General features: G+C 72.5%; 25 protein-coding genes, 2 tRNA genes and 1 pseudogene. 14 read left to right on the forward strand and 14 right to left on the reverse strand.

What is annotated here, in order from left to right; translation table 11 throughout:
- Positions 1 to 135 precede the first annotated feature (135 nt).
- Complete coding sequence (locus tag ACFYPH_RS29930) at positions 136 to 303, reverse strand: DUF5679 domain-containing protein (RefSeq protein WP_007464795.1); 168 nt, start codon at positions 301 to 303, stop codon at positions 136 to 138.
- 515 nt (positions 304 to 818) lie between these two features.
- Here ACFYPH_RS29930 and ACFYPH_RS29935 point away from each other — a divergent pair.
- Both ACFYPH_RS29935 and ACFYPH_RS29940 read left to right on the forward strand, forming a co-directional pair.
- Positions 819 to 1,349, forward strand: coding sequence for a M48 family metallopeptidase (locus ACFYPH_RS29935; RefSeq protein ID WP_354862708.1), 531 nt, complete (start codon positions 819 to 821; stop codon positions 1,347 to 1,349).
- Positions 1,350 to 1,505: 156 nt separating this feature from the next.
- A complete protein-coding gene (locus ACFYPH_RS29940; protein ID WP_387186443.1) occupies positions 1,506 to 2,114 on the forward strand; it encodes a hypothetical protein in 609 nt (202 codons plus the stop codon).
- Positions 2,115 to 2,286: 172 nt separating this feature from the next.
- On the opposite strand, the gene ACFYPH_RS29945 is transcribed toward ACFYPH_RS29940, so the two are convergent.
- Positions 2,287 to 3,588 (reverse strand): zinc-dependent metalloprotease, encoded by a 1,302-nt coding sequence (locus tag ACFYPH_RS29945; protein ID WP_354862710.1) that lies wholly within the window; start codon positions 3,586 to 3,588, stop codon positions 2,287 to 2,289.
- A 115-nt stretch (positions 3,589 to 3,703) separates the two neighbouring features.
- Between ACFYPH_RS29945 and ACFYPH_RS29950 the strand changes: the two genes are divergently transcribed.
- From ACFYPH_RS29950 to ACFYPH_RS29975, 6 genes are all read left to right on the forward strand, one after another.
- Entirely contained in the window at positions 3,704 to 4,717 is a 1,014-nt protein-coding gene (locus ACFYPH_RS29950) for a PDZ domain-containing protein (RefSeq protein WP_355063692.1), read from the forward strand.
- Positions 4,718 to 4,813: 96 nt separating this feature from the next.
- A complete protein-coding gene (locus tag ACFYPH_RS29955; protein WP_355063690.1) occupies positions 4,814 to 7,813 on the forward strand; it encodes a UPF0182 family protein in 3,000 nt (999 codons plus the stop codon).
- Positions 7,814 to 8,093: 280 nt separating this feature from the next.
- Complete coding sequence (locus ACFYPH_RS29960) at positions 8,094 to 9,041, forward strand: hypothetical protein (protein WP_387186446.1); 948 nt, start codon at positions 8,094 to 8,096, stop codon at positions 9,039 to 9,041.
- 60 nt (positions 9,042 to 9,101) lie between these two features.
- Positions 9,102 to 9,175: transfer RNA gene (locus ACFYPH_RS29965), tRNA-Met, on the forward strand.
- 124 nt (positions 9,176 to 9,299) lie between these two features.
- Positions 9,300 to 9,376 (forward strand) — tRNA-Met (locus ACFYPH_RS29970).
- A 211-nt stretch (positions 9,377 to 9,587) separates the two neighbouring features.
- On the forward strand, positions 9,588 to 9,839 hold the full coding sequence (locus ACFYPH_RS29975) for a hypothetical protein (RefSeq protein ID WP_354862718.1): 252 nt from the start codon (positions 9,588 to 9,590) through the stop codon (positions 9,837 to 9,839).
- Between the two features lie 97 nt (positions 9,840 to 9,936).
- Here ACFYPH_RS29975 and ACFYPH_RS29980 read toward each other — a convergent pair whose 3' ends face one another.
- Entirely contained in the window at positions 9,937 to 11,268 is a 1,332-nt protein-coding gene (locus tag ACFYPH_RS29980; RefSeq protein ID WP_354861369.1) for an extracellular solute-binding protein, read from the reverse strand.
- A gap of 145 nt (positions 11,269 to 11,413) precedes the next feature.
- Here ACFYPH_RS29980 and ACFYPH_RS29985 point away from each other — a divergent pair, with 145 nt between their 5' ends.
- The gene (locus tag ACFYPH_RS29985) at positions 11,414 to 12,247 is read left to right on the forward strand and encodes a phosphoribosylaminoimidazolesuccinocarboxamide synthase (RefSeq protein ID WP_354861367.1); all 834 of its coding nucleotides are present in this window, start codon (positions 11,414 to 11,416) and stop codon (positions 12,245 to 12,247) included.
- 34 nt (positions 12,248 to 12,281) lie between these two features.
- On the opposite strand, the gene ACFYPH_RS29990 is transcribed toward ACFYPH_RS29985, so the two are convergent.
- Both ACFYPH_RS29990 and ACFYPH_RS29995 read right to left on the reverse strand, forming a co-directional pair.
- A complete protein-coding gene (locus ACFYPH_RS29990; RefSeq protein WP_355063686.1) occupies positions 12,282 to 13,178 on the reverse strand; it encodes a hypothetical protein in 897 nt (298 codons plus the stop codon).
- Positions 13,179 to 13,195: 17 nt separating this feature from the next.
- Positions 13,196 to 13,489 carry a hypothetical protein gene (locus tag ACFYPH_RS29995; RefSeq protein WP_354861363.1) on the reverse strand — a complete coding sequence of 98 codons (294 nt, stop codon included), beginning with the start codon at positions 13,487 to 13,489 and terminating at the stop codon, positions 13,196 to 13,198.
- Between the two features lie 104 nt (positions 13,490 to 13,593).
- Here ACFYPH_RS29995 and ACFYPH_RS30000 point away from each other — a divergent pair, with 104 nt between their 5' ends.
- Positions 13,594 to 14,043: a hypothetical protein gene (locus ACFYPH_RS30000; RefSeq protein ID WP_387186449.1), complete on the forward strand. Its 450-nt coding sequence runs from the start codon at positions 13,594 to 13,596 to the stop codon at positions 14,041 to 14,043.
- Between the two features lie 21 nt (positions 14,044 to 14,064).
- Here ACFYPH_RS30000 and ACFYPH_RS30005 read toward each other — a convergent pair whose 3' ends face one another.
- From ACFYPH_RS30005 to ACFYPH_RS30015, 3 genes are all read right to left on the reverse strand, one after another.
- Positions 14,065 to 14,514, reverse strand: coding sequence for a YbaB/EbfC family nucleoid-associated protein (locus ACFYPH_RS30005; protein ID WP_354861359.1), 450 nt, complete (start codon positions 14,512 to 14,514; stop codon positions 14,065 to 14,067).
- A 72-nt stretch (positions 14,515 to 14,586) separates the two neighbouring features.
- Positions 14,587 to 15,009, reverse strand: coding sequence for a DUF3592 domain-containing protein (locus tag ACFYPH_RS30010; RefSeq protein ID WP_354861357.1), 423 nt, complete (start codon positions 15,007 to 15,009; stop codon positions 14,587 to 14,589).
- The gene (locus ACFYPH_RS30015; protein ID WP_355063682.1) at positions 14,991 to 15,122 is read right to left on the reverse strand and encodes a hypothetical protein; all 132 of its coding nucleotides are present in this window, start codon (positions 15,120 to 15,122) and stop codon (positions 14,991 to 14,993) included. The genes ACFYPH_RS30010 and ACFYPH_RS30015 overlap by 19 nt, the downstream gene beginning before the upstream one ends.
- A 77-nt stretch (positions 15,123 to 15,199) precedes the next feature.
- Here ACFYPH_RS30015 and ACFYPH_RS30020 point away from each other — a divergent pair, with 77 nt between their 5' ends.
- Positions 15,200 to 16,138 carry a ribose-phosphate pyrophosphokinase gene (locus ACFYPH_RS30020; RefSeq protein WP_354861355.1) on the forward strand — a complete coding sequence of 313 codons (939 nt, stop codon included), beginning with the start codon at positions 15,200 to 15,202 and terminating at the stop codon, positions 16,136 to 16,138.
- 24 nt (positions 16,139 to 16,162) lie between these two features.
- Here the strand turns inward: ACFYPH_RS30020 and ACFYPH_RS30025 are convergent, their stop codons facing one another.
- Complete coding sequence (locus ACFYPH_RS30025) at positions 16,163 to 16,618, reverse strand: ATP-binding protein (RefSeq protein WP_354861354.1); 456 nt, start codon at positions 16,616 to 16,618, stop codon at positions 16,163 to 16,165.
- 117 nt (positions 16,619 to 16,735) lie between these two features.
- Here ACFYPH_RS30025 and macS point away from each other — a divergent pair, with 117 nt between their 5' ends.
- Positions 16,736 to 17,857, forward strand: coding sequence for a MacS family sensor histidine kinase (gene macS / locus ACFYPH_RS30030; RefSeq protein ID WP_387186452.1), 1,122 nt, complete (start codon positions 16,736 to 16,738; stop codon positions 17,855 to 17,857).
- A gap of 14 nt (positions 17,858 to 17,871) precedes the next feature.
- On the forward strand, positions 17,872 to 18,519 hold the full coding sequence (locus tag ACFYPH_RS30035) for a response regulator transcription factor (protein ID WP_355138235.1): 648 nt from the start codon (positions 17,872 to 17,874) through the stop codon (positions 18,517 to 18,519).
- Positions 18,520 to 18,523: 4 nt separating this feature from the next.
- Here the strand turns inward: ACFYPH_RS30035 and ACFYPH_RS30040 are convergent, their stop codons facing one another.
- The 3 genes from ACFYPH_RS30040 to ACFYPH_RS30050 all read right to left on the reverse strand — a co-directional run bounded on the left by ACFYPH_RS30040 (position 18,524) and on the right by ACFYPH_RS30050 (position 20,983).
- Positions 18,524 to 19,096 (reverse strand): DUF5709 domain-containing protein, encoded by a 573-nt coding sequence (locus ACFYPH_RS30040; RefSeq protein ID WP_354861350.1) that lies wholly within the window; start codon positions 19,094 to 19,096, stop codon positions 18,524 to 18,526.
- Positions 19,097 to 19,184: 88 nt separating this feature from the next.
- Complete coding sequence (locus tag ACFYPH_RS30045; protein WP_354861348.1) at positions 19,185 to 19,988, reverse strand: ATP-binding protein; 804 nt, start codon at positions 19,986 to 19,988, stop codon at positions 19,185 to 19,187.
- Positions 19,988 to 20,983, reverse strand: a complete 996-nt coding sequence (locus tag ACFYPH_RS30050; RefSeq protein WP_355138079.1) for an SDR family oxidoreductase — start codon at positions 20,981 to 20,983, stop codon at positions 19,988 to 19,990. Before ACFYPH_RS30050 ends, ACFYPH_RS30045 begins: the two co-directional genes overlap by 1 nt.
- 229 nt (positions 20,984 to 21,212) lie before the next feature.
- On the opposite strand from ACFYPH_RS30050, the gene ACFYPH_RS30055 reads away from it, so the two are divergent.
- On the forward strand, positions 21,213 to 22,412 hold the full coding sequence (locus tag ACFYPH_RS30055; RefSeq protein ID WP_354861345.1) for a glycosyltransferase: 1,200 nt from the start codon (positions 21,213 to 21,215) through the stop codon (positions 22,410 to 22,412).
- Here the strand turns inward: ACFYPH_RS30055 and ACFYPH_RS30060 are convergent.
- Positions 22,370 to 23,313: pseudogene (locus tag ACFYPH_RS30060) on the reverse strand (hypothetical protein). The gene ACFYPH_RS30055 and the pseudogene ACFYPH_RS30060 sit on opposite strands and share 43 nt — an antisense overlap.
- 59 nt (positions 23,314 to 23,372) lie before the next feature.
- The gene (gene hisN, locus ACFYPH_RS30065; RefSeq protein ID WP_387186456.1) at positions 23,373 to 24,191 is read right to left on the reverse strand and encodes a histidinol-phosphatase; all 819 of its coding nucleotides are present in this window, start codon (positions 24,189 to 24,191) and stop codon (positions 23,373 to 23,375) included.
- Positions 24,192 to 24,217 lie beyond the last annotated feature (26 nt).

A 24,217-nucleotide genomic window follows, 5' to 3' on the forward strand; every position in this document is an offset into this window, starting at 1 on the left:
TTAACCACCGGCCGGGGGGGGTTGGGGGGGGGCCCCCCCCCCGCGGGCCGGGGGGGGGGGGGGGGCGGGCCCCCCCCCGGGGGGGGGGGGGGCCCCCCCCCCCCGGCCCCCCCCCCCCCCCGTCGATCCGTACGGTCAGACCTTGGCCTTGCCGAGAATCCGGTTCACTGTTGTGCCGCAAACCGGACACTTGCCCTTGGCCATGTTCATTCCGGTCTTCGAGACCTCGACGTGCCCCTCGAAGTCCCGCTTCTCCTTGCACTTCACGCAGTAACCGTTGTAGGTCTGGGCCTGGTCGGCCACGGTAGCCCTCCTCGTCTCGTCCGCCGGTCAATACGGTCCCGGCGGGGTGCCCGGCGGCGGGCCACACGGGGCGCCGGCGCTGGGTCTCACTCCACGGCCACCCTCGTGACCGCTGGTCCGCGGACCCTACCCAGGTCTGGGCAGTTCCATGTCAGCTGTGCATCGGCCTGTGAGCAAGTCGACGTCGAGAGTGTGCATGGCGAATTAGGTCGGATAAGTCAGTTTGGCGGGGACACGCCGACCAAACCCTCACAGCCACCCGTGCGAGTGCCCCCGCGGCAGCGCCGAGCACGGTGATCACCTACGGTGGAGGGAGCCCGCGCGCTGCCGCGCCGTCGACGTACACGGTGGGTGACGAGACGTCCCGGCGACGACCGGCCCAAGAAATTTTCGGGACGCGGGGCGACCAAACACCATTTTTTGGGCGCGTGTCGTGCGGTTGACTCTTGCGGACTCCTGGTCAGTACGCATTAGCTTTCCTTCGTGACACGTAGCCGAGGCTGCGCGGGCCAGTGATGGCGGGGACGCGTAAGCCGGTCGTCGAGGTGCGGCGCAGCCAGCGTCGGCGACGCACGGTGTCTGCGTACCGTGACGGTGAGCGGGTGGTCGTCCTCATCCCGGACCAGTTCTCCCGGGCCGAGGAGAGCGAGTGGGTCGACCGTATGTTGGCGCGACTCGCCGCCCGCGAGGGCCGGCTCGCCCGCTCGGACGACGAACTGGTCGCCCGGGCCAACCGGCTGATCGACCAATACCTCGGCGGGTACGGCGCGAAGGCGGTGCCCGCCAGTGTCCGCTGGGTCACCAACCAGAACGGCCGCTGGGGCTCCTGCACGCCCGCCGACCGCAGCATCCGCATCTCGCACCGCGTCCAGGACATGCCCGACTGGGTGATCGACTACGTGCTGCTGCACGAGCTGACGCACCTCATCGTGCCCAGCCACAACGCCCGCTTCTGGGCGCTGGTCGGCCGCTACCCCAAGTCGGAGCGCGCCCGCGGCTACCTTGAGGGCGTCGCCGCCGCGTCCTGTGCCCCCGTCCCCACCTGATCGCACCCTGCCCGTGCCCTTGATCGGCACCAGGTCGGCGAGGTGGGGGCATCTCCACGACAGGACAGCGCAACATCGCCGACCTGGTGCCGATCATCAGCCGTGCGGGCTGGCCGCGCCGGGCGAGGGGGCGGGCCGGGGCGTTAGGGTCGGGTCATGGCGCGGCGGGTGGTGGTGGTGATGCTCGGGCCGGTGCGCTGGTCGCCGCCCGGGATCGACCGGGTGCAGTGGCGGGCGGCGCTCGCCGAGGACGTCGTCGACCTGGTCGCCACCCTCAACGAGGTGGACGTCGCCGTCGCGGTGACCCCGGCCGACCGTCCACTGGCGGACGCGCTGGTCTGGCCCGGTACCGCCGTCCACGAGGTGGCCGAGCCGACGCCGAACGCAGTGTTCGCCGCGTTGGACGGCTACGACCAGGCGGCCGTGCTCTGCGCTGACGTGCCCGACCTGCCCGCGCTGACCGTCGGCAAGCTGCTGCGCCCGCTCACCACCCGGTCGGTCGCCGTGGCGCCGGTGGAGGGGGGTGGGCCGGGTCTGCTCGGAGTGGCCGTACGACTGCCCGTGCCGGAGTGGTTGCCCCCGCTCGACCTGGACACGGCGACGCCGGCGGACGCCCGAGCCGGTGCTCCCGCGCCCGGGGACGTCGCCGTCACGGCCGGCTGGCGCCGCCAGCGAGGACCGGCCGACTTCGCCACCCTGGACCCGGCCTTCGAGGGTTGGGAGGCCACCCGCGCGCTGCTGTCGGGCTCGGGTCGCCCCGCCTGACCAGGCAATCCTGCGTCCCGCCCGATCAGCCGCTCCGCCGCAACGGCAACGTTCGTCCCGCCGCACCGGCAAGGTTCGCCGCAACGGCAACGTTCGTCCCGCCGCAACGGTGAGGTGGCGCGGACGCGTGCCGGGTGCCCGCCGCCCAGTGGCGCGGGCACCCGGGCTCGCGTCAGGCCTTGGTGTCGCCGTCGGTGTTGGTGTCGCCCTCGGTGTCGTCGGACTGGCCCGGGGCCTTCTCCTCCACCCCACCAGGCGCGGTAAAGTCGAAGCTGTCCAGCTCGCTCAGGTCCGTGTCGTTCATCGCGAAGGCCACCGGGTCGGCGAAGTCGTCGTCCGACGGGAGCAGGTCCGGGTGGCCCCAGACGGCGTCCCGGCCTTCGATGCCGCGGTGCTGGGTGAGTGCCGCCCACAGGGCCGCCGCCTCGCGCAGCCGGCGCGGGCGCAGCTCCAGGCCGACGAGCGCGGCGAAGGTCTGCTCGGCGGGGCCGCCGGCGGCCCGGCGGCGGCGGAACGCCTCGCCCAACCGGACGACGTTGGGCAGGCGGTCACTGGCCGCGCTGTCCACGACGTGGCACACCCAGCCCTCGACCAGGGCCAGCGCGGTCTCCAACCGGGCCAGCGAGGCCTTCTGCGCCGGGCTGTCCTCCGGGGTGAAGATGCCTTCCAGGGCGATCGCCTGCATCGACTCCGGGTCGGTCGGGTCGACCCGGCCCATCGCCTCCTCGATCGCCTCGCGGTTGACCCGGATGCCCGAGGCGTACATCTCCACGGCGCTGAGCACGTGCCCGCGCAACCACGGGACGTGCTGGAACAGCCGCTGGTGGGCGGCCTCGCGCAGCGCCACGTAGAGGCGGACCTCGTCCTCGGGCAGCTCCAGGCCCTCGCCGTACGCGCGGATGTTGGCCGGGATCAGCGCGGCCGTGCCAGCCGGGCCGAGCGGCAGCCCGATGTCACCGGCGGAGAGCACCTCCGCGGCGAGCGAGCCGAGGGCCTGCCCCAGCTGACCGCCGAAGAGCGCGCCACCGAGGGTGGCCACCATCGACTGCATCGGGCCGAGCTGGGCGCGCGCCTCCGGCGGCACCAGGTCGCCCATCGCGCCGACCATGCGGCTGGCCACCGGGTCGCAGAGCTTGCGCCACACGTCGAGCGTCTTGAAGATCCACTCATTGCGGTTCCAGGCGACCGGGGACTGGATGCCCGACGGCCAGGACGAGGCCGGCTCCAACCACAGGTCGGCCAGGCGCAACGCCTCCTCTACCGCGTTGCGCTCGTACGGCGACACCGCCGGGTCGCCGGCGGCGGCGAGCTGGCTGGCCGCCACCTGCCGGGCCAGGTCCCAGTTGACCGGCCCGCTGCCCGGCGCGGAGAGCAGGTGCTGCAACTGCGACATGAACTGCTGCATCTGCGCGGGATCGTTGGGGTCTGGTGGTTGCCCACCCGGGAGCGCGAAACCGAACGGAATATCAGGCACGACGTCTACGGTACGCGGGCCGCGCCCCAGGTAGCCGCCGCTGGCGTTGCGCTGAGGGCGAAGTCGCGCGGCGCATCCGTCGGGTGGGCCCGGAGCAATCGGTACGCTCTGGCGCATGAGACGTCGTGGCCTGACGGTCCTGCTCGGTGCCCTGTTCACCGCCCTGCTGAGCATCGGGGTGCTCCGGGTGCCGATCCCGTACGTGGTGCTCGGCCCGGGCCCGACGGTCAACACCCTCGGCACGGCCGACGGTAAGGAGGTCATCCAGGTCACCGGCCGGGAGACCTCCACCTCCGCCGGCCAGCTCCGGCTGACGACGGTGGGGGTGCAGCCCACGGTGCGGCTCCGCTCGGCGATCGCCGGCTGGTTCTCCCACGACGAGGCCGTGGTGCCGCGCGAGCTGGTCTACCCGCCGGGGGAGTCGACGGAGCAGGTCGAGCAGCGCAACGCCGAGGACTTCAAGGTGTCGCAGACCAGCGCCGAGACCGCCGCGCTGCGTGAGCTGGGCTTCCCCGTGCAGGTGGTGATCAAGACGGTGGCCGCGGACGGCCCGTCCGCCGGCGCGCTCCGGGTCGGCGACGTGGTCACCTCGGTCGACGGTAAGCCGGTGCCGGTGGCCGCCAAGGTCACCGAGCTGATCCGGGCCAAGCCGGCCGGTACGGCCCTGAGCATCGGTTACACGCGCGACGGCACGGCGTCCACCGCGACGGTGACGAGCCGCGAGCAGGACGGCCGGCCGCGGATCGGCGTCGAGATCGACCAGCAGCAGCCGCATCCGTTCACGCTCGGCATCGACCTGGGGGACATTGGTGGCCCGAGCGCCGGCCTGATGTTCGCGCTGGGCATCGTGGACAAGCTGACGCCGGCCGACCTCACCGGCGGAAAGGTCATCGCGGGCACCGGCACCATCGACGACGAGGGCACGGTCGGCCCGATCGGCGGGATCGCCCAGAAGCTGGTGGGCGCGAAGCGTGCGGGGGCCAAGGTCTTCCTGGTGCCGGCGGACAACTGCGCCGAGGCGGTCCGCAATCCGCAGCCCGACCTGCCGTTGCTGAAGGTGGGCTCGCTGGACGAGGCGCTTACCGCTCTGGAGACGTTGCGCGCGGGTGGTCAGCCGACCCGCTGCTGACCGGTGTGACCGTGCCCCGACACGTTCAGAAACACCCCGTACTCTGGGTGCCTGATCGGAGCCGATCACATCGAGCGTGCGGAGCCAACCGTGGTAATGCGTAGCAGCAGCCCCCTGCCGAGGATGAGCCGGCGCGGCCGCGTCACCATCGCTGTCCTGGTCGGGGTGTTCGTGCTCTTCACCCTGCTCGGCTGGGGTGTCCAGGCCTGGACGGACTGGCTCTGGTTCGACGAGGTCCGCTACACCGAGGTCTTCACCGGTGTGCTGGTCACCCGGCTGATGCTGTTCCTCGTCATCGGGCTCGGCATGGCGCTGGTCGTCGGCGGCAACCTGTGGCTGGCCCACCGGCTGCGTCCGCGGCTGCGGCCGCACTCGGTGGAGCAGGCCACCCTGGAGCGTTACCGGATGGTGCTCAGCCCGCGCCTCGGCACCTGGATCGCGCTGACCGCCGCCGTGGTCGGGCTCTTCGCCGGCCTGTCCGCGCAGAGCCGGTGGAACCAGTGGCTGCTCTTTCGCAACGGTGGTGACTTCGGGGTCAAGGACCCGGAGTTCGGGGTGGACATCGGCTTCTACGTCTTCCAGCTGCCGTTCTGGCGCTACCTGCTCGGTGTCGGCTTCACCGCCGTGGTGCTGGCCCTGATCGGCGCGCTGGCGGTGCACTACCTCTTCGGCGGGGTCCGCCTGCAGGGCATCGGCGACCGGATGAGCAACGCGGCCCGCGCTCACCTGAGCACCCTGGTCGCGGTGTTCGTGCTGCTCAAGGCCCTGGCGTACGTGCTGGACCGCCGGGCGATGCTGCTGGAGTACAACGAGGGCGCCAAGTTGTACGGCGCCGGCTACGCCGACGTCAACGCGTTGCTGCCGGCGAAGGAGATCCTGGCGTACATCTCGATCGTCGTGGCGATCGCGATCATCGTGTTCTCCAACGCCTGGATGCGGAACCTGGTGTGGCCGGGCATCTCGCTCGCTCTGCTCGGCGTCTCCGCCGTGGCGATCGGCGGCATCTACCCCTGGGCGGTGCAGACCTTCGAGGTGAAGCCGAGCGCCAAGGACAAGGAGGCGCCGTACATCCAGCGCAGCATCGACGCGACGCGGGCGGCGTTCGGGCTGGGCGCCACCGACACCACCGCGTACGCGGCGAGCAACCTCAAGCCACCGGCGAACCTGGCCACCGACACGTCCGTCGTGTCGAACGTGCGGCTGCTCGACCCGCAGCTGGTCAGCGAGACGTACACCCAGCTCCAGCAGGTGCGGGGCTTCTACGACTTCGGCCCCAAGCTGGACATCGACCGGTACGGGGTGAACGGCAAGACCTCCGACTACGTCGTCGGCGTCCGGGAGATCAACTACGGCGAGCTGACCGACCAGCAGAACACCTGGATCAACCGGCACACCGTCTACACCCACGGGTACGGCCTGGTGGCCGCCCCGGCGAACCAGGTGGTGTGCGGCGGGCAGCCGTTCTTCGTCTCGGGCTTCCTCGGCGAGCGGACGCAGGAGGCGTGCTCCTCGCAGACCGAGCAGATCCCGGCCAAGCAGCCCCGTATCTACTACGGCGAGCGGATGGCACCCGACGACTACGCGATCGTGGGGCAGTCCGACCCGAACAAGAAGGCCGAGTTCGACAGGCCGGTCGGTGAGGGCGGCGGCGAGTCCTACACCTACACCGGCGAGGGCGGCGTCAAGATCGGCTCCTTCACCCGGCGGCTGCTGTACGCCATCAAGGAGCAGGAGTCGAACTTCCTGCTCTCCGAGGCGGTCAACAAGGACTCCAAGCTGCTGTACGTGCGCAACCCGCGGGACCGGGTGGAGAAGGTCGCGCCCTTCCTCACCCTGGACGGCGACCCGTACCCGGCGGTGGTCGACGGCCGGGTGCAGTGGATCGTCGACGGCTACACGACGGCGGCGACCTACCCGTACGCCGAGCGGGTCAACCTCCAGGTCGAGACGACCGACGAGCTGACCAACCGGGGCACCTTCCAGCTGGCCCGGGAGAACGTCAACTACATGCGCAACTCGGTGAAGGCCACCGTCGACGCGTACGACGGCACCGTGACGCTCTACGAGTACGACGACACCGACCCGGTGCTCAAGGCGTGGAACAAGGCGTTCGGCGGGGACCTGATCAAGCCGAAGGCGGACATCCCGGTCGAGCTGACGGAGCATCTGCGCTACCCGGCGGACATGTTCAAGGTGCAGCGCAACCTGCTCACCAAGTTCCACGTGACCAACCCGGGTGACTTCTACTCCGCGCAGGACTTCTGGCAGGTGCCGAACGTGCCGGACGCGCCGGACAGCGGCCAGAAGCAGCCGCCGTACTACCTGTTCACCCAGTTCCCGGGGCAGGAGGGTCCGCGGTTCCAGCTCACCTCGGCGGTCACCCCGAACGGCCGGCAGAACCTGGCCGCGCTGATCTCCGGGTCGTACGTCGACGGGAAGCCGCGGCTGGAGGTGCTGGAGCTGCCGGACCAGACCCGGATCTCCGGGCCGGTGCAGGTGCACCAGCAGATGACCAACAACGCGAACATCCGCCAGCAGCTCAACCTGCTCTCCAGCAACCAGGCGCAGGTGCAGTACGGCAACCTGCTCTCGCTGCCCTTCGCCGACGGCATGCTCTACGTCGAGCCGGTCTACGTGAAGAGCAACCAGCAGGACGCGTACCCGCTGTTGCAGAAGGTGCTGCTCTCCTACGGTGACGGCGGCTCGTTCGTGGCGCTCGCCGACAACATCAACGACGGCATCAAGCAGTTGGTCGAGCAGGGTAAAAAGGCCGGGCAGGGCACCTCGCCGCCGCCGACCACGGGTGGTAACCCGACCAACCCGTCGCCGAGCGCGACGCCGACGCCGGGCAGCACGACTCCGCCGCCGGCCGGCGAGCTGGCCACCGCCGCGGACCGGGTGCAGGCCGCCATCACCGAGGTTCGCGCCGCGCAGACCTCCGGCGACTTCGAGCGGTACGGTCGCGCGCTCAAGGCGTTGGACGAGGCGCTCACCGCGTTCCAGCAGGCGCAGCAGGGCGCCAACCCGACCGGCGCGCCGAGCGGCGGTGCGTCGCCGGCGCCGACCGCCACCCCGAGCGCCGGCACGGGCGGCTGACCGGCCGCCCGAGGAGCACCACGGAGCCCTCGTCGTCGGACCTGTCCGGTCCTGGCGGCGGGGGCTCCGTCGCGTCCGTACGTTATGCCGGCCTGTCGCCTCTCCGACACGCTTTGTCCCGCTGAACCGCAACCCACGACCGCCTCCCGCCGTCCTTGATGCAACGGGGCGCGGACAAGGGGGCAGGCGTGAGGGACGCACAGAGCTTCGACGAGTTCTACCGCAGCACCGCCCGGCGGACTGCTGCCCGACGTCCACATCGAGGAGCTGGAGGCGAACGATGTCAGCTGAACTCTCCGACCTGTACCGGTCGCTCACCGTCGTGGCCGACGGTGTCGAGGTGGCCCACCCCGAGCTGGTCCGTCGGCACGCCGACCGGCGGGCCCGGGTCCGGGTGGCCGGCAGTGCGCTGGCGGTGGCGGTGCTGCTCGGCGGGGTGGCCGTCGGGGGGCGGCTGGCGTTCTCCGCCGACGGGTCCGCGCCGCTGCCACCACCGGCCGGCACGCCGGCCTCCCAGCTGCCCACCGGGTCGGCTCTTCCACCCTCCCCGTCGCCGTCCGCGCCGCCGTCGGCATCCACGGCGCCCTCGTCCCCGACGCCGTCGCGCGCCACGCCGAGCGGTACGCCCTCGGCCGAGCCCACCGGCGCGGCGACCGCCCACCCACCGACCTCGATCCCGGACCGCGCCTTCTTCGTCCTGGCGGCCGCCAACCGGACGGGCCTGGAATCGACCGCGCCGGGCCCGGTCCTGCCGGCGCTGTGCGGGACCCGGTATCCCAGCGACTCGGCCGTGGTGCAGCGCCGCGCCCGGTCGATGGCCTACAAGCGACCGGAGACCCCGACGGGGAGCGTGCCGGACGGCAGTTACCGGCACAGCATCACGATCTACCGTTCCGGCCGCGCCGACGACGCGCTGCGGGAGCTGCGGCAGGCCGTCCGCGCCTGCCCGGAGCAGCGGATGCCCGACGACACCAGGACCTGGCGGCAGCGACTGCTGGACCCGGGGGCGTACGGCGACGAGTCGGTGCTGTTCGAGCTGCGGGCCCCGTACCCGCAGGGCATGGGCGATCCGGGCGCGTACGAGGTGCGACTGGTCCGGGCGGTCCGGGTCGACGACGTGGTGACGGTGCTCTGGGAGCAGGGTTGGGAGTACACCGCCGCCGAGCGCGCGCAGGTCGACGCCGACAGCCGGCGGGCGGTGGCGGCGATCGAGAAATGGCTCGGCTGACGGCGGTATCGGAGTCGTTTTGCGGTGCCCGGGGTCGGTGCGCTACGGTTAACGAGCCGACGCGGGGTGGAGCAGCTCGGTAGCTCGCTGGGCTCATAACCCAGAGGTCGCAGGTTCAAATCCTGTCCCCGCTACGACTGAAAGCCCGTCTCCGGATCTCCGGAGGCGGGCTTTCGCCATCTCCGGGACCCGTGTCCCGGGCCGCCGAGGCCCCCGCTGATCATCGTCGGGGCGGATGGGTTAGGGTTAACCAGTCGACGCGGGGTGGAGCAGCTCGGTAGCTCGCTGGGCTCATAACCCAGAGGTCGCAGGTTCAAATCCTGTCCCCGCTACCACGGAAAGTGCACACCGGAACCCGGTCCCAGATGATGGGGCCGGGTTTTCTGTTTCCCGGCCGGGTGCGGTGCGCGTGGGGGGTCGGCCGGTGGGCGCTGCCGACAAGGGGCAGGGTGCAGAAGGGCGGCGGGCCTGCTCCGGTCGCCCGAACGGCGTGAATTCGGCGTGGACCGACGTGCTGAGGTTGCGTCGTTCGGCGAGGATGGGCGCATGTCTTCATTCGGGAAGTGGTGGGGCCGGCTCAGCGCGGTCCTCGGTGCGGTCGTCCTGGCGGTCTTCGTGCCGGTCGCGGCCTGGGCGTCCACGGGGACCGGCGAGTTGGTGGTGGAGGCCGCCCGGCGGCGCTCCCGTGGCGGCGGCTTCGGTTTCCTCGGTCTGCTCTGCTGCCTCGTGGTGGTGGCGATCATCGTGTTCCTGGTGCTGCGTCTGACGCGCAGCCGACGCGGTGGCCCCCCGCGCTGACCGTGGCCCATCCGGCCGGCCGCCGACGACCACCGGTCGACGGCGGCCGGCCGGGGCGGACGGCGGGCGTGGCTGGCGGCGGTGGGCCGCCGGTGGGTCAGGCCGCCAGGGCGGCGTTGGCCTGGGCGAGGAAACGTGAGGTCGCCGCCCGCGTGCCGGCACGCCGGGCGCGGAGGCTCTCCGCTGCGGTGACCAGCAGGGAACGCACCTTGGGATGGCCCTTCGGCGGTGGCGCGGGGGCCGGCCCCAGCTGGTCGGCGATGCTGGCACCGAACGCGGCGGCGCGCTGCTGAGCCGGGTCGGTGATGCTGCCCTCGGTGTAGCGGCGGACGGCGAGGCTGGCGTTGAGGCCCCGCTCGTGGCCGAGGACGGTGCCCGCCTCCCCGTTCGTGGTCAGGAAGTTGATCACGTCAGCCACCGTGTCCGCGTGGCGGGTGCCCCGGAACCCCGCCCAGTACATCGACGCCCGCGCCCACTGGGCGCCCGGGGGGCCGGGGAAGCCCACCACACCCAGCTCGGAATCGGTGAGTCGTTGCAGCTCCGGCAGCTGGTGGGACCAGGCGAAGGACGCGGCGGTCAACCCGGTGACCACCAACTGCCGGGCCGGCTCCCCGCTGTCGGCCTGGTCGACGAGGGCCGCGCCCGGCGTGGCCCGCCCGGTGCGGGCGCGCTGCCACAGCTCGAACCAGGCGATCAGCTCCTCGGCGCCAAAGCCGAGCTGCCGCCCGCGGTAGAACTCGCCGCCCTGGGACCGTAGCCAGAGCCAGAGGGCGCGGTAGTCGCCGGACGCGTCCATCGTGCCGGCCACCTGGCCGTCGCTCGCCTCGGTGACCTGCTGCGCCCAGGCGAGGTAGTCCACCCAGGACATCCCGCCGCGCGGCTCGGGCACCCGCAGCTCGCGCAGCAGGTCACGGTTGAAGACCACGGCCGCGAGAGTCTGCCCGGCGGCCACCGCCATCGTCCGCCCGTCCACGGTGCCGTAGCGGATCAGACCCTCCGGCAGGCCACGCAGGTCCAACCGGTGATCGGCGGTCGCTTCGGTGAGGTCGAGGGCGATCTGGCGTTCGGTGTACTCGGTCAGCATGGCGTCGTCGAGCTGGATCAGGTCCGGAACGTTGCCGCCGGCCGCCTGGGTGGCCAGCCGCTCGTAGTAACCGTCGGCGCCCTGCCAGGTGATCCGGAAGCTGACCCGCGGGTTGCGCTGCGAATACAGCCGAAGGACCTTTTCCGTCAACTCGGCCCGCTTCGTCCCGCCCCACCAGAAGACCGACAGCTCGATCGGCCCGTCCTGGGTTGAGGTGTCGGCGCCATCGCTGCATCCGGCCAGCCCACCGGTGGCCAGCAGGGGAGCGCCGAGCAGCGCGGTGAGCACTCGACGTCGGCCCGGGTCGGCGCCGAAACGGGCGATCGGGGGACGGACAACGGGCACGGGGTCTCCTGGCACGTACGGACGGGTCGGACCATTCACGCAGGCGGCGCAGGAGGGTGTCAACGTCCGTCCGGTCACCCGGCAGCCCGAGGGCGGTACGGGTGCCGGAACGGGCCCGGCGTCGCCGCGTGGTGTACTAGGGCGCGTGGAACTTCTGCACTCGGGCAAGGTCCGGGACGTGTACGCCGACGGCGACGACCTGATCCTGGTCGCGTCGGACCGCATCTCGATCTACGACGTGGCCCTCCCGACACCGATCCCGGACAAGGGTCGACTGCTCACCGCCCTCTCGCTGTGGTGGTTCGAGCAGCTCGCCGACCTGGTGCCGAACCACGTCATCTCGGCCACCGACGTGCCGGCCGAGTTCGCCGGGCGGGCCATCCGCTGCCAGCGGCTGGACATGGTCCCGGTCGAGTGCGTCGCCCGGGGTTACCTCACCGGCGGCGGCCTGCGGGAGTACGAGCGCACCGGCGCGGTCTCCGGCGTACCGCTGCCGCGCGGGCTCGGCGAGGCGTCGATCCTGCCCGAGCCGATCTTCACGCCGTCGAGCAAGGCGCCGGCGGGCGAGCACGACGAGCCGATCACGTACACCGACGTGGTGGACAAGGTGGGCGAGGCGACCGCCGAGCGGCTGCGACAGATCACCATCGACGTCTACCGGCGTGGCGCCGAGCTGGCCGCCGACCGGGGCATCCTGGTCGCCGACACCAAGATCGAGCTGGGCTGGGCGCCGGACGGCACCCTGGTGCTCGCCGACGAGCTGCTCACCTCCGACTCGTCGCGGTTCTGGCCGGCCGAGTCGTACCAGCCGGGCCGGGTGCAGTTCTCCTACGACAAGCAGTACGTCCGGGACTGGGCCACCGGCAGCGGTTGGAACAAGCTGCCTCCGGCGCCGGACGTGCCCGCCGAGGTCGTCGAGGCGACCCGCGCCCGCTACGTCGAGGTCTACGAGAAGCTCACCGGCAACCGCTGGGAGTGAACGCGGCGCCGGGACGGGTGTCGTCCCGGCTCGCTCAGTGGTTCCAGGCGTCGCCCCCGAACAGCCGTGCCCACAGGTTGTCCACCACGCCCGAGGTGCCCCAGACGGTGTCCCCGTCGCCGTCCGAACCGGCCGGCGCGACCTGGGTCCCACCGCCGTAGATGAGGTAGCCCGGCCCGGTCGGTGAACCCACGGCGTGCCGGGCGCCGCTGTGGATGCCGTAGCCGACGAAGTCGCGCTCCCACTTCGACAGGAACCCGGCGGCCACGTTGTCGAGCCCGTCGACGGTGGCCTGGACCAGATCCTTGAGCACCTCGGTGTCGCCGGTGCCGAGCTGGGTGCCGACGTCGAACGAGGCGGCGCCCGCGATGGCCGCCGCTCCGCCGGTGGCGATCGCCTCGGCCATCGCCTCGATCCCCTTCAGGAAGCTGAGCGCCGAGGCGGCGAACGAGGTCGCCGTCGCCTCGGCGGACGCCGCGGCGGGCGCTCCGACGACGGTCGCCGAGGCCGCCGCGATGAAGGTGGCGAAGACCGCCAGGATGGTGGACACCACCGCGTACGCCACGACGAGGCAGAGCAGGGCGGCGCCGACGCAGAGCATGGTGACGCCCACGGTGATCGCCAGCACCTGGGTGCCGACGACCTGCGCGCCGTAGGCGTTGATGTGCACCCCGAACGCGTCGCGGTCCTGGCCGCTCCACTGGGCCGGTGTCAGGGTCGCGACGGCGTCGTCGAGGTTGTCGTGGGCGGTGCCGAGTTGGTCGTACATGGCGAGCCAGTCGCCGCCCTTGCGCATGATCGTCTCTGGGTCGCACTGGTTGAAGTAGACGATCTGGGCGATGGGCCAGGCGGCGGGGATGACCGCGGCGGCCAGGCTGATCTCCACCAGCGCGATCTTCGCGGCTGCCGCGGGGTAGGTAGGGTCTGCCATGTCGGTCTCCGGCGTCTTCAGCGGGGGACGATGGTGCTGGCGGTCTCCGCGGCCTCCCAGTTGTCCGCGGTGCGGACCAACCGGGACCGGACCTCGGTGAGATGCTCGCGCTTGGTGCGCAGTTGCTCCTCGACGAACTCGACGGCGCCGACGTAGGCGACCGCGAGTTGCGGCACCACCGAGGTGAAGTTGCTGTGTTCGATGGCGCGGGCGGACGTCAGCAGCTCGGCGCAGGCGTCCAGGGGCGGCCCGACCTGACGTTCGATCGTGTCGCCGAGCGCACGGATCGCCGGCGGATCAACCTCGATCATCGACTCTCCCCGTGTACGTGATCGATGTTCATGGTGCCGGAGCGCGGACAGCCTAACAGGATCATGGATGGGCGGGGGTGCCCGTCGCTGGTAGCCTGCGACCCATGGCATCCGGACGGTCCGCGTCGACGCCCCCCGATGACTACGTGACCCGGATGGCCCGCCGGCCGCGCTGGCAGCGGATCCTGGTGCCGATCCTCATGGTCCTGGTCCTCCTGGTGTTGCCCGTCGGCCTCGGCCGCAACCTGATCGGCGCCGAGCGGGTGAGCATCCAGGTCGAGTCGTGCGACCTCGGCGGTCCGAAGGCGACCGAGCGGTGCCGCGGCACCTGGAGCATGGCCGACGGCCGGGTGGTCACCGGCCCGGTGGGCGGCGGCTCCCCGCGCGCGGGGGAGCAGGTCGACGGCTGGGCCAACGGCGAGCGGGCCACCGTCAACCTGATGAGTTGGCTCATCGCCCCGCTGATGGTGGGCTCGGTCCTGTTGGCGGTGATGGTGGCGCTCGCCGTCGTGTTCGTGCGGGCGGCCGCGAAGCGGGCGCGGCAGGGCCGCTGACCCGCTTCGGGCCGGCTCGGGTCAGACCCCCAGTTGACGCCGCAGGCGTTCCAACATCTCCGTGCTCTCCCGGATCGGCCCGCTGACCATGTCGTTGAGCTGCGCCAGCTTGGCCTGCGCCGCCGCCGGGTCGTGCAGGACCGCCGCGGGCCCGGCCGGACCACCGAACTCGCGCATCACCTCGGCGGTGGCCCGCTGGAGGTCGGCCCGCGCCGCCCGAAGGAGGCCGGAGATCAGCTCCGCCAGCTCGGCTGCGGGCATGCGCAGCGCCCGCGGATCGATGTGCAGCTCCTGGGCGGGATCCTCGGCCGTGCAGGTGACCCGCACCAACCCGTTCTCGCTCTCCGCGTGACCGGTCAGGCCGGTCAACCGGCCGCGCAGCTCCTCGCCGCGGCCCAACTGCTCCCGCATCCGCGCCGTTAGCTGCGCCATCACGTCCGGAGTTGGTGTGGTGCCGATCGGCCCGGTCATCGTGCCCCTCCCGCTGTCGTCTGCCTGCGCGGCCGACGGTACCCACCGCGGCCAACCACTGTGGAGGGCGGATCAGCTCAGGACCGAGAAGACCACGATGCCGACGGCCAGCACGGTCGCGCTCACGCCGAACAGCGAGACGAACGGCACGACCACTGAGGACGTTCCCCCCAGAGCCGGCGACTCGACCAGGATCCGGGTCGGACGGGAGGGCTCGTGCACCACGGTGACCGGCCCGGGCGCCGTCGACAGCGGGGTCTGCCGCCAACGCCCCGGCGTCGCGGTGACCACGGAACGGTCGACGGTCTGGTACCGAACGACGGGGTAGTAGGTGCGCGGGCCGTGGCCGAAGGTGACCGGACGGAGCTCCACCACCTCGCCCGGCACCCGGACGCCCCGCCGCAGCAGGCCGAGGTCCCGCCAGAAACGGACGGCCGCGTACGCCATGCCGGCCAGACCGAGGCTCGCCATGATCGTCAGGACCAGGTACGGCATCTCGTCATCCTCTCGGATCGCGCAGCGAGCCCGGCCGCGTCGGTGGAGTCGAAGACGATGCACCGCGAGGAGGTGGTGCCCTGGTCGATGGCGGCGACGTACTCGGGGGTCACGGCAGCACCGTACCCAAAGCGGCGGCGCGGAGCGACCGCCGTCACGTTGGCCTCCTCGTCGCCTACGATGTGCGAACGTGCGCGACATCGCCGTTTTCAGTGGAACCGCCCATCCCGACCTGGCTGCCGAGATCTGCGCCCACCTGGGGGTGCCGCTGCATCCGGTGCGGGTCTCCCGGTTCGCCAACGACTGCCTGGAAGTGCAGTTGCAGGCCAACTGCCGGGAGCGGGACGTCTTCCTGATCCAGCCGCTGGTGCCCCCGGTGCAGGAGAACCTCGTCGAGCTGTTGTTGATGATCGACGCGGCGCGGGGCGCGTCCGCCGGCCGGATCACTGTGGTGCTGCCGCACTACGCGTACGCCCGCTCGGACAAGAAGGACGCGCCGCGGATCTCGATCGGCGCCCGGCTCGTCGCCGACCTGCTCACCTCGGCGGGGGCGGACCGGGTGCTCGCGATGACCCTGCACTCGCCGCAGGTGCACGGCTTCTTCAGCGTCCCGGTGGATCATCTGCACGCGCTGCGCGAGTTGGCCACCCACTTCCGGCGCTACGACCTCAGCAACACCGTGGTGGTCTCGCCCGATCTGGGCAACGCCAAGGAGGCCGCCGCCTTCGCCCGGCTGCTCGGCACGCCGGTGGCGGCCGGTGCGAAGCAGCGGTTCAGCGACGACCTGGTCAAGATCAGCGCGGTGATCGGCGAGGTCGCCGATCGGGACGTCATCGTGCTGGACGACGAGATCGCCAAGGGCAGCACGGTGGTCGAGCTGATGGAGCACCTGCGTGGCCTGAAGGTGCGCTCGATCCGGCTGGCCTGCACGCACGGCCTGTTCTCCGGCGACGCGCTGCGGCGGCTCAGCGAGCAGGACGGCGTGTTGGAGATCGTCTGCACCAACACGGTCCCCATTCCGGCCGCGAAGCGGGTCGGGAAACTCCAGGTCCTCTCGGTGGCTCCCGCCCTGGCCGAGGCCATGCGCCGGATCCACAACGGGGAATCGGTCTCGGCCCTCTTCGGCTGAGCCCGCCCGCGCCCCGGCCCGGTCTCAGCGCTGGGTGCGGTCGGTGGCGGCGAGGGTGGCGGTGATGCGGACGGTGGTCCCGGCGGCGCTGGTGGCGATCTCCATGGCGTCGGTCAGCTCCCGGGCCAGCCAGAGACCCCACCCGCCGGCCGTGTCCGGGGCGGGCCGACTCCGGTCGCCCAGCCGCTGCGGGGTGATGCCCTGCCCGTGGTCCGCCACCTCGCAGAACAGCGCGCTTGGCTCCCGCCAGAGCCGCAGCCACCCGCGCCCACCGCCGTGCCGCACCGCGTTGGTGATCAACTCGTTGACCGCCAGCACGAAGTCGTCCAGCCGTTGGCCGTCGAGGCCGGAGGCGTGCGCGCAAGAGGTGACCGAGTGTCGAATCTCGGTCACCTGGGCCTGCTCGAAGGCCTCGGCGATCAGGAGGGAGGGTTCGATGGGCACAACCGTACGCGGTGCGTGCGGATCTGCATTCGTCATGGCCCGTCCCGACAGCGGATCTCGGAGTATTCGCGGCTTTTCAACCGTACGTCAGGGTTACGTGAGGCGCACTCCGTGACCCCGCGCCGTCGGCCCGGCTGTGGCATCCTGACCGCCATGCCGTCGCCGCCGGGTGGTTTCGAGGTGCCGCTCTGGCGGGCGCTCACGGTGTTCCGGGTGGCCTCCCTCGGGTACGTCTGCGCGCTCGCCGTGCGCGACGCCGACCGGTACGACCACCCGTTCGCCGTCGGCGCCCTGATCCTGGCGATGATCCTCTGGACCGGGGCGACCGCCGTCGGGTACGCCCGGCCCGCCTGGCGCCGCTGGCCGCTGCTGCTGGCCGACCTCGGGGTGGTGGTCGCCATCGTGCTGTCCACCCCCTGGGTGATCGGACGGGAGGCGCTCGCCCACGGCGTACCCACCCTGGGGGTTGCCTGGATGGCCGGCCCGGTGCTGGCCTGGGCCGTCTCCCGCGGCCGGCGGCGGGGCACGGTGGCCGCGCTGCTGGTGGCCGGCGCGGACGTGGCCACCCGGGAACGGATCAGCCAGTCCTCCTTCACCGGGGTGATCCTGCTGCTGCTCGCCGGGGTGGTGGTCGGCCATGTCGCCCGGCTCGCCGTGACCGCCGAGGAACGCCTGCAACACGCGGTGGAGCTGGAGGCGGCCACCCGGGAGCGGGAACGACTGGCACGCGACATCCACGACTCGGTGCTCCAGGTGCTGGCGCTGGTGCAGCGGCGCGGCGCGCACCTGCCCGGCGAGGCCGGCGAACTGGCCCGGCTCGCCGGTGAGCAGGAGGCCGCCCTGCGGGCACTGATCACGGGCATCGCACCGGCCGCCGCCGGGGCGGAAGTGGTGGACCTGCGGAGCCTGCTCGGCCGGTACGCCTCGGCGGCGGTGTCGCTCTCGGCCCCCGCCACGCCGGTGACCCTGCCCCGGCAGGTGGCCGGCGAGTTGGCGGCGGCGGCCGGCGCGGCCCTGGACAACGTGGGCCGCCACGCCGGCGGGCGGGCCTGGGTGTTGATCGAGGATGAGGGGGAGACCGTGACCGTGTCGATCCGCGACGAGGGGCCGGGCATCCCGGACGGCAGACTGGTCGAGGCCGCCGCGCAGGGGCGGCTCGGCGTGGCCCAGTCGATCCGCGGTCGGGTGACCGACCTCGGGGGTACGGTCCGGATCATGTCGACCCCCGACGCGGGCACCGAGATCGAGCTGATCGTGCCGAGGGTGCAGCGGTGACGGCGGTGCGGGTGATGGTGGTCGACGACCATCCGATGTGGCGCGAGGGCGTGGCCCGAGATCTGGCCGAGGCTGGCTTCCTGGTGGTGGCGACCAGCGGCGAGGGGCGGCAGGCGATCCGGGTCGCCGCCGCCGCCCGACCCGACGTGGTGGTCCTCGACCTGCAACTACCGGACATCTCCGGGGTCGAGGTGGTCGTCGGGCTGCGCGCCGCGCTGCCCGAGGTCCGGGTGCTGATGCTCAGCGCCAGCGGCGAGGAGCAGAGCGTGCTCGACGCGGTCAAGGCGGGCGCCACCGGCTACCTGGTGAAGTCGACGGCGCCCGCCGCGTTCCTCGACGCGGTCCGCCGCACCGCCGCCGGTGACCCGGTCTTCACGCCCGGCCTGGCGGGGTTGGTGCTGGGGGAGTACCGGCGGATGGCCGCCGGGCCGGGACAGGGCACGAGCGGGGACGCGGAGCCGGGAATGCCCCGCCTCACCGACCGGGAGACGGAGGTGCTGCGCCTGGTGGCCAAGGGAATGTCGTACAAGCAGATCGCGCAGCGGCTCGGCCTGTCCCACCGCACCGTGCAGAACCACGTGCAGAACACGCTGGGCAAGCTGCAGCTGCACAACCGGGTCGAGTTGACCCGTTACGCGATCGAGCGTGGCCTGGACGACTGATCGTTCAGACCGAGCGCGGCGGCTCGGTCTCGTGGATGGCCAGCTCCTCCGCGGTCGCCCCGCCACCCGCCGACCCGGCGTCGTACGCCACGGAGTCGGTCTCCTGGTCGGTGTGCGCCCCCTCGTCCGGTTCCACGAGCCGGCCCACGGTGGCGTCGGCGACCGTGCCGAGCTGGCCGTGGTCGTAGAGGGAGACCGGCGAGTTGGGATCCGAGGTGGGCCCCGGGTCCATCACGTCGGCGTCCAGCTGGGCCTCCGCCGCGGCGGCCTCGTTCTCCGCCTCGAAGGCGATCTTCGGGTCGACCGGGCCGGCCAGGGGGTCGTCCACCGGGCGCTCGTAGACCTCTCGGTCGAGCTTGTAGTCCAACGACTCCCCGTCCAGTTGCTCCTCGGCGGTCGTCCCGAAGCGGTCCACCGCCACCGGCGTCCGGTCGCCGGGCAGCTGGGCCGGCTCCGGGCCGTCCGCCTCGCGCCCGGTGAGCACGTCGTCGTTGGCGCTCGAGTCGTCATCGGCGGTGTCGGGCAGCCCCTCCGCCTCGGTGTCGGACACGGGGGTCGGGTACTCGTTGTCGCGCATGTCTGATCACTACCCGCTGCCCTCCCGCCGTAACCGGAGCACCGCCGGTCATGCGGCGGCGAACCGGACACCGGGTGCGGGAAGCCCGTCAGCCGTGCGCCGCCTCGTCGTCCGGATGCAGCACGCACCAGACGACCTTGCCGTCCGGCACCATGCTGGTGCCCCACCGGCGGGCCACGGTGTCGATCAGCAGCAGACCCCGGCCACCCACCCGGTTCGGCGGGGACAGACCGGCGAACGTGGGCCGGCGCGACGAGTGGTCACGAACCGCCAGGCGCAGGGTGTGGTCCTGCGGCGCCAACCGGACGCTCATCGGGGTCCGGGCGTGCGTGACCACGTTGTTGACCATCTCGGTGACCGCGATCTGCGCCGGCTCGGTCAGGGCCGGCATGCCCCAGCGCGCACAACCGGTGGCGACCAGCTCGCGGGCCTGCCGGGCGGACTCCGCGGTCGGCGGCAGCTCGGCGGTCAGCACCGCCGCCAGCGCCGCGGCGACCGCGGCCAGCGCGGCGTCGAGGGTGGGCCAGGCCGGCACACCCGCCAGGACGGCGTCGGGGCGACCGGGCCCGGAGACCGCCGGGTCGCACAGCAGCAGGTCCGCGGCCGGCCAGTCGGCGATCTCCCGGCGGACCTCGGCGAAGACGCTCCGTCCGGCCGGGTCGGTGACCCGCAGCCCGGTCACGTCGGCGACCACCGGGCCGGGCCGGTCGCTGAGCCGTGCGAGCAACGCGTCGTGGACCCGGTCGGCCTCGGCGGTGTCGAGCACCCCGCTCAACCGGATGACCGGGGACGACTCGTCGACCTCCACCCGGCAGCGCTCGTCCACCGGGATGGTCGCCTCGGGGCGTGGCCCGCGGACGAACGGCGCGTCCGGTCGATCGACGCCAGCCATCAGTGATCCGACCGGGAGCGGCGGTTGATGGCCATCGTGCCGACGGCGGTGCCGGCCGCGGCGAGACCGAACGCGGCGGTCATCCGCACCAGCTGACGCCGCCGACCGTGCCAGCCACCGCCGCGGCTGGCCTGCCCGTCGGCGTGGAACACGTTTCCGGTGCTGTCCAGCCGCGCACCCGGACCGAACTGGGTGCGGTGGACGTACCAGCCGAGGGTGCGCTCGACCAGCGCCGGCGCCAGCCGCCACTGCAGGCCGAGCAGCCGCGCGGCGCCACCGGCGTACGCCTCGCGACGCGGCCGGCGCAGCAACCGCACGATCGTCTCGGCGACCACCTCCGGCGGGTAGATCGGCGGGGGTGGCACCAGCTCGCGACCGCTGTGGTTGGCCGCGTGCCGGAAGAAGGGGGTGTCGATGGTGGCCGGCAGCACGGTGCAGACGGAGATCTGCCCCCGACCGGTGACCCGCAGCTCCTGCCGGACGGTGTCGGTCAGCCCGCGGATGCCGTGCTTGGCCGCGTTGTACGCCGACTGGTAGGGCATCGCCACCTCGGCCAGCACCGACGCGTTGTTGACCAGCACGCCGCCGCCGGCCGCGCCGAGGTACGGCAACGCGGCCTTGATGCCGTGCACCGTGCCCAGCAGGTTGACCTCCAGCACGCGCCGGAACTCGGCGACGGGGATCTCGTCGAACAGGCCCACCGCGCTCACCGCGGCGTTGTTCACCCAGGCGTCGATGCGGCCGAATTCGCCCACCGCGCGGTCGGCCAGCCGCTGCACCGACTCCAGGTCGGTCACGTCGGTCGGGACGGCCACCGCCCGGCCGCCCAGCTCCCGGCAGCGCTGCGCGACCTGTCGCAGCGCGGGCTCGCTGCGGGCGGCGAGCACCACGGCGGCACCCCGGCGAGCCAGCGCGTACGCGGTGGCGGTGCCGATCCCGCTGGACGCGCCGGTGATCACCACGGTCGAATCGTCGAGGGTGCGGGTCAGCGGCATTCTCCAGCGGTACCCCCGGGCGGGCCCGGTCATACCAGCAGCCGCCCGACGATCATCGGCGATCCGTCCGATACGTCGTCGAATCGGGGCTCATGTGGTTGCCGTGGCGCAAGTGTCGGCGGCACTCGCGGTGACTGTTCCCGATCTGCCAGGTTTCGGCTCGGGGCTCCGAGGTTAATGGGACGCTCTGACCGGGACCGCCGAGGAAAAGATCGCAGGGAGGTGACCCATGCGCGTCGGCCTCGTCTGCGCGCACACCAGCTCGTACCGGCACGCCGACGGCCCGCCGGTCGGCACCCAACAACACATCGCGCGGGTCGCCGCCGAGCTGGCTGGCAGAGGCCACGATGTCCGCATCTACGAGCGCCGGGACGACCCGGACCTGCCGGCGACTGTGGACGTCGGCGGCTACCGGGTGCACCGGGTGCCTGTCGGCCCGGCGACCGCCCTGCCCACCGCCGGTCTGATCCCGCACGTCACCGAGTTCGGGCGCTGGCTGACCGACGAGTGGGGCGGCGCCTGGCGCCCCGAGGTGGTGCACGGGCACTACTGGATCGGTGGCCTGGCCGCCGCGCACGCCGTCCGGGAGACCGACATCCCGGTCGTGCAGACCTTTCATTCGCTCGGTGTGGAGCAGCTGCGCCACCTGGGCGGCGAGTACGACGGCCCGGGGGAGCGGATCCCGCTGGAGCGGGCGCTGACCCGGGCGGTGGACATCGCCGTCGCCCAGTGCAACGACGAGGTGGACGAGCTGACCCGGATGGGTCTGCAACGTACCTCCGTGGCGATGGTGCCGGCCGGGGTGGACACCGCGCAGTTCCACCCCGACGGTGAGGCGGCCCCGCGCGAACAGCGGGCCCGGATCCTCTCCGTCGGCGGACTGTCCCCGGGGCATGGCCAGGACGACCTGATCCGGGCGATGCGGCTGGTCGGCGACGCCGAACTGGTGATCGCCGGTGGCCCACCGGCCGGCCAGCTGGCCAACCACGCGGAGGCGCGTCGCCTCCGCGAGCTGGCCGAGCGGGCCGGGGTGGCCGAGCAGGTGCGCCTGGTCGGGGCGGTGCCGCACGACCAGATGGCCACCTGGTACCGGTCGGCCGACGTGGTGGCCTGCACGCCGCACTACTCCTCGGCGGGACGGGTCTCCCTGGAGGCCATGGCCTGCGGGGTGCCGGTGGTCGGTTACGCGATGGGCGGCCTGGCGGACGCGGTGGTCGACGAGGTAACCGGCCGTCTGGTGCCCCCCGGCGACGTGCGGACGCTCGGGGTCTCCCTGCGCCGGCTGCTCGCCGACAACGCCGGCCGGTTCGCCTACGGTCACGCCGCCGTGGACCGGGTCCGCAGCAGCTACACGTGGGAGCGGACCGCCGGGGCGTTGGAACGTCTCTACGAGCGGGTGGTGAGCCGCCGCAAGCCCGTCGAAGCCTGAGCCGAGAAACCCACGCCGCTCCCTTCGGTGCGGCGTGGGTTTGCGGTCAGACGGGCCGGCCGGCGCCGACCATGGCCCGGTCGTGGCGGTGCGCCACCGAGCGGTGCTGCTGCGGCTGCGCGTAGCGGGTCAGGCCGATCACGGCGGCCAGGGTGACCAGGAAACCGGTGGCGGCCAGCCACTCCCGACCCGGCCAGATCTTGTCGTTGAGCAGCAGCAGGCCGACGATCGCCGCCGGCACCGCTCCGGCGGCGTCCATGGCGGCGACCGCAGCGGTCGTCGAACCGCGCTGCATGGCCAGGCCGAGCAGCAGTTGGCCGACGATCGAGTGGGCGATCAGCAGGTAGAACAGCGGGTTGGCGAGGAACGCCTCGGCCGACGGCGCGGAGGCCAGCGGCCGGGCCGCGACGGCCGCCGAGGAGAACGCCAGCCCGGCCAGCGAGCCCAGGGCCACCGACCCGGGCGCCCCGTGCAGTCGGACGGCGAAGAAACCGAGCACCGCGATGACCCCGAGCGCCACCAGCAGGGCCACCGAGCCGGCGGTGCCGAGCTGCTTCGACGGCGCCGGCCGCGCGGCCAGCACCAGCGCGGTGATCCCGGCGAAGAGCAGCGCCAGCAGGGCCACCTCCGCCACCGGCAACCGCCACTTCAGCACCAGCACGCCGATGATGGCGGTCACCCCGAGCCCGGCCGCAACGCTCGCCTGCACCAGGAACAGGGGCAGGTCCCGCCGGGCCAGGAAGGCGAGCACGAACCCGCCGATCTGGCAGCTCAGCCCCACCAGGTACGTCCGGTGCCCGGCCAGTCGCAGCAGCAGACCCGGATCGAAGGTGTGGTGGACGGTGGTGCGCGCCGCGGCCACCGACTGGAGCAGGTTGGCGAAGCCGTACGCGACGATCATCGCCGCGAGGAAGCACCAGCCGGAGGAGACCACCTGGCGAGGATAGAGGTTGCCGGGGGTCAGCGCTCGGCTGGTCGATCCAGCCGGGCGAGGATGTCGGCGTGCAGCACACCGTTGGTGGCCACCACACTGCTCTCGGTGCCCGGCTCGCCGGTCGGGGACGGTCGACCGCCCAGATCCGTGACCGTCCCACCCGCCTCCGTGATGATCGGCACCAGCGCCGCCACATCCCACAGTGACAACTCCGGCTCGGCCATCACGTCCAGTGCGCCCTCGGCCAACAGCATGTAGCCGTAGAAGTCGCCGTACGCCCGGCTGCGCCAACCGGCCCGCAGCAGGTCGAGCATCGCGTCGAGTCGCCCGGCGTTCTCCCACCCGGTCAGCGAGGAGTAGCAGACGCTCGCGTCGGCGACCCGGCGCACCGCCGAGACCTCGATCCGGTCGCCCGCGGCCGGGCCCCGCCCGGCGTACGCGCCCGCGCCGGCGCTCGCCCACCAGCGTCGGTCCAACGCCGGCGCCGACACCACGCCGACGGCCGGTCGGTCGCCGTCGTACAGCGCGATCAGGCTGGCCCAGATCGGCACCCCACGGACGAAGTTCTTGGTGCCGTCGATCGGGTCGACGATCCACCGCCGGCCGTTCGGATCGGTGGCCGGCTCGGCGCCGTACTCCTCGCCGAGCAGCCCGTCGGCGGGCCGGTGCTCGGCCAGCAGCGCGCGGATCTCCCGTTCCACGGCCGTGTCCGCGTCGGAGACCGGGGTCAGGTCGGGCTTCGTCTCCACCCGCAGGTCGAGCGCCCGGAACCGGGTCATGGCGATGGCGTCGGCCCGGTCGGCGAGCAGGTGGGCGAGGGCGAGGTCGTCGGCGTAGCCGGTCATGCCGGCAACCTAGCCGACGCCTCGCG

The organism is Micromonospora sp. NPDC005252, assembly GCF_042872475.1.
Classification (GTDB): domain Bacteria; phylum Actinomycetota; class Actinomycetes; order Mycobacteriales; family Micromonosporaceae; genus Micromonospora.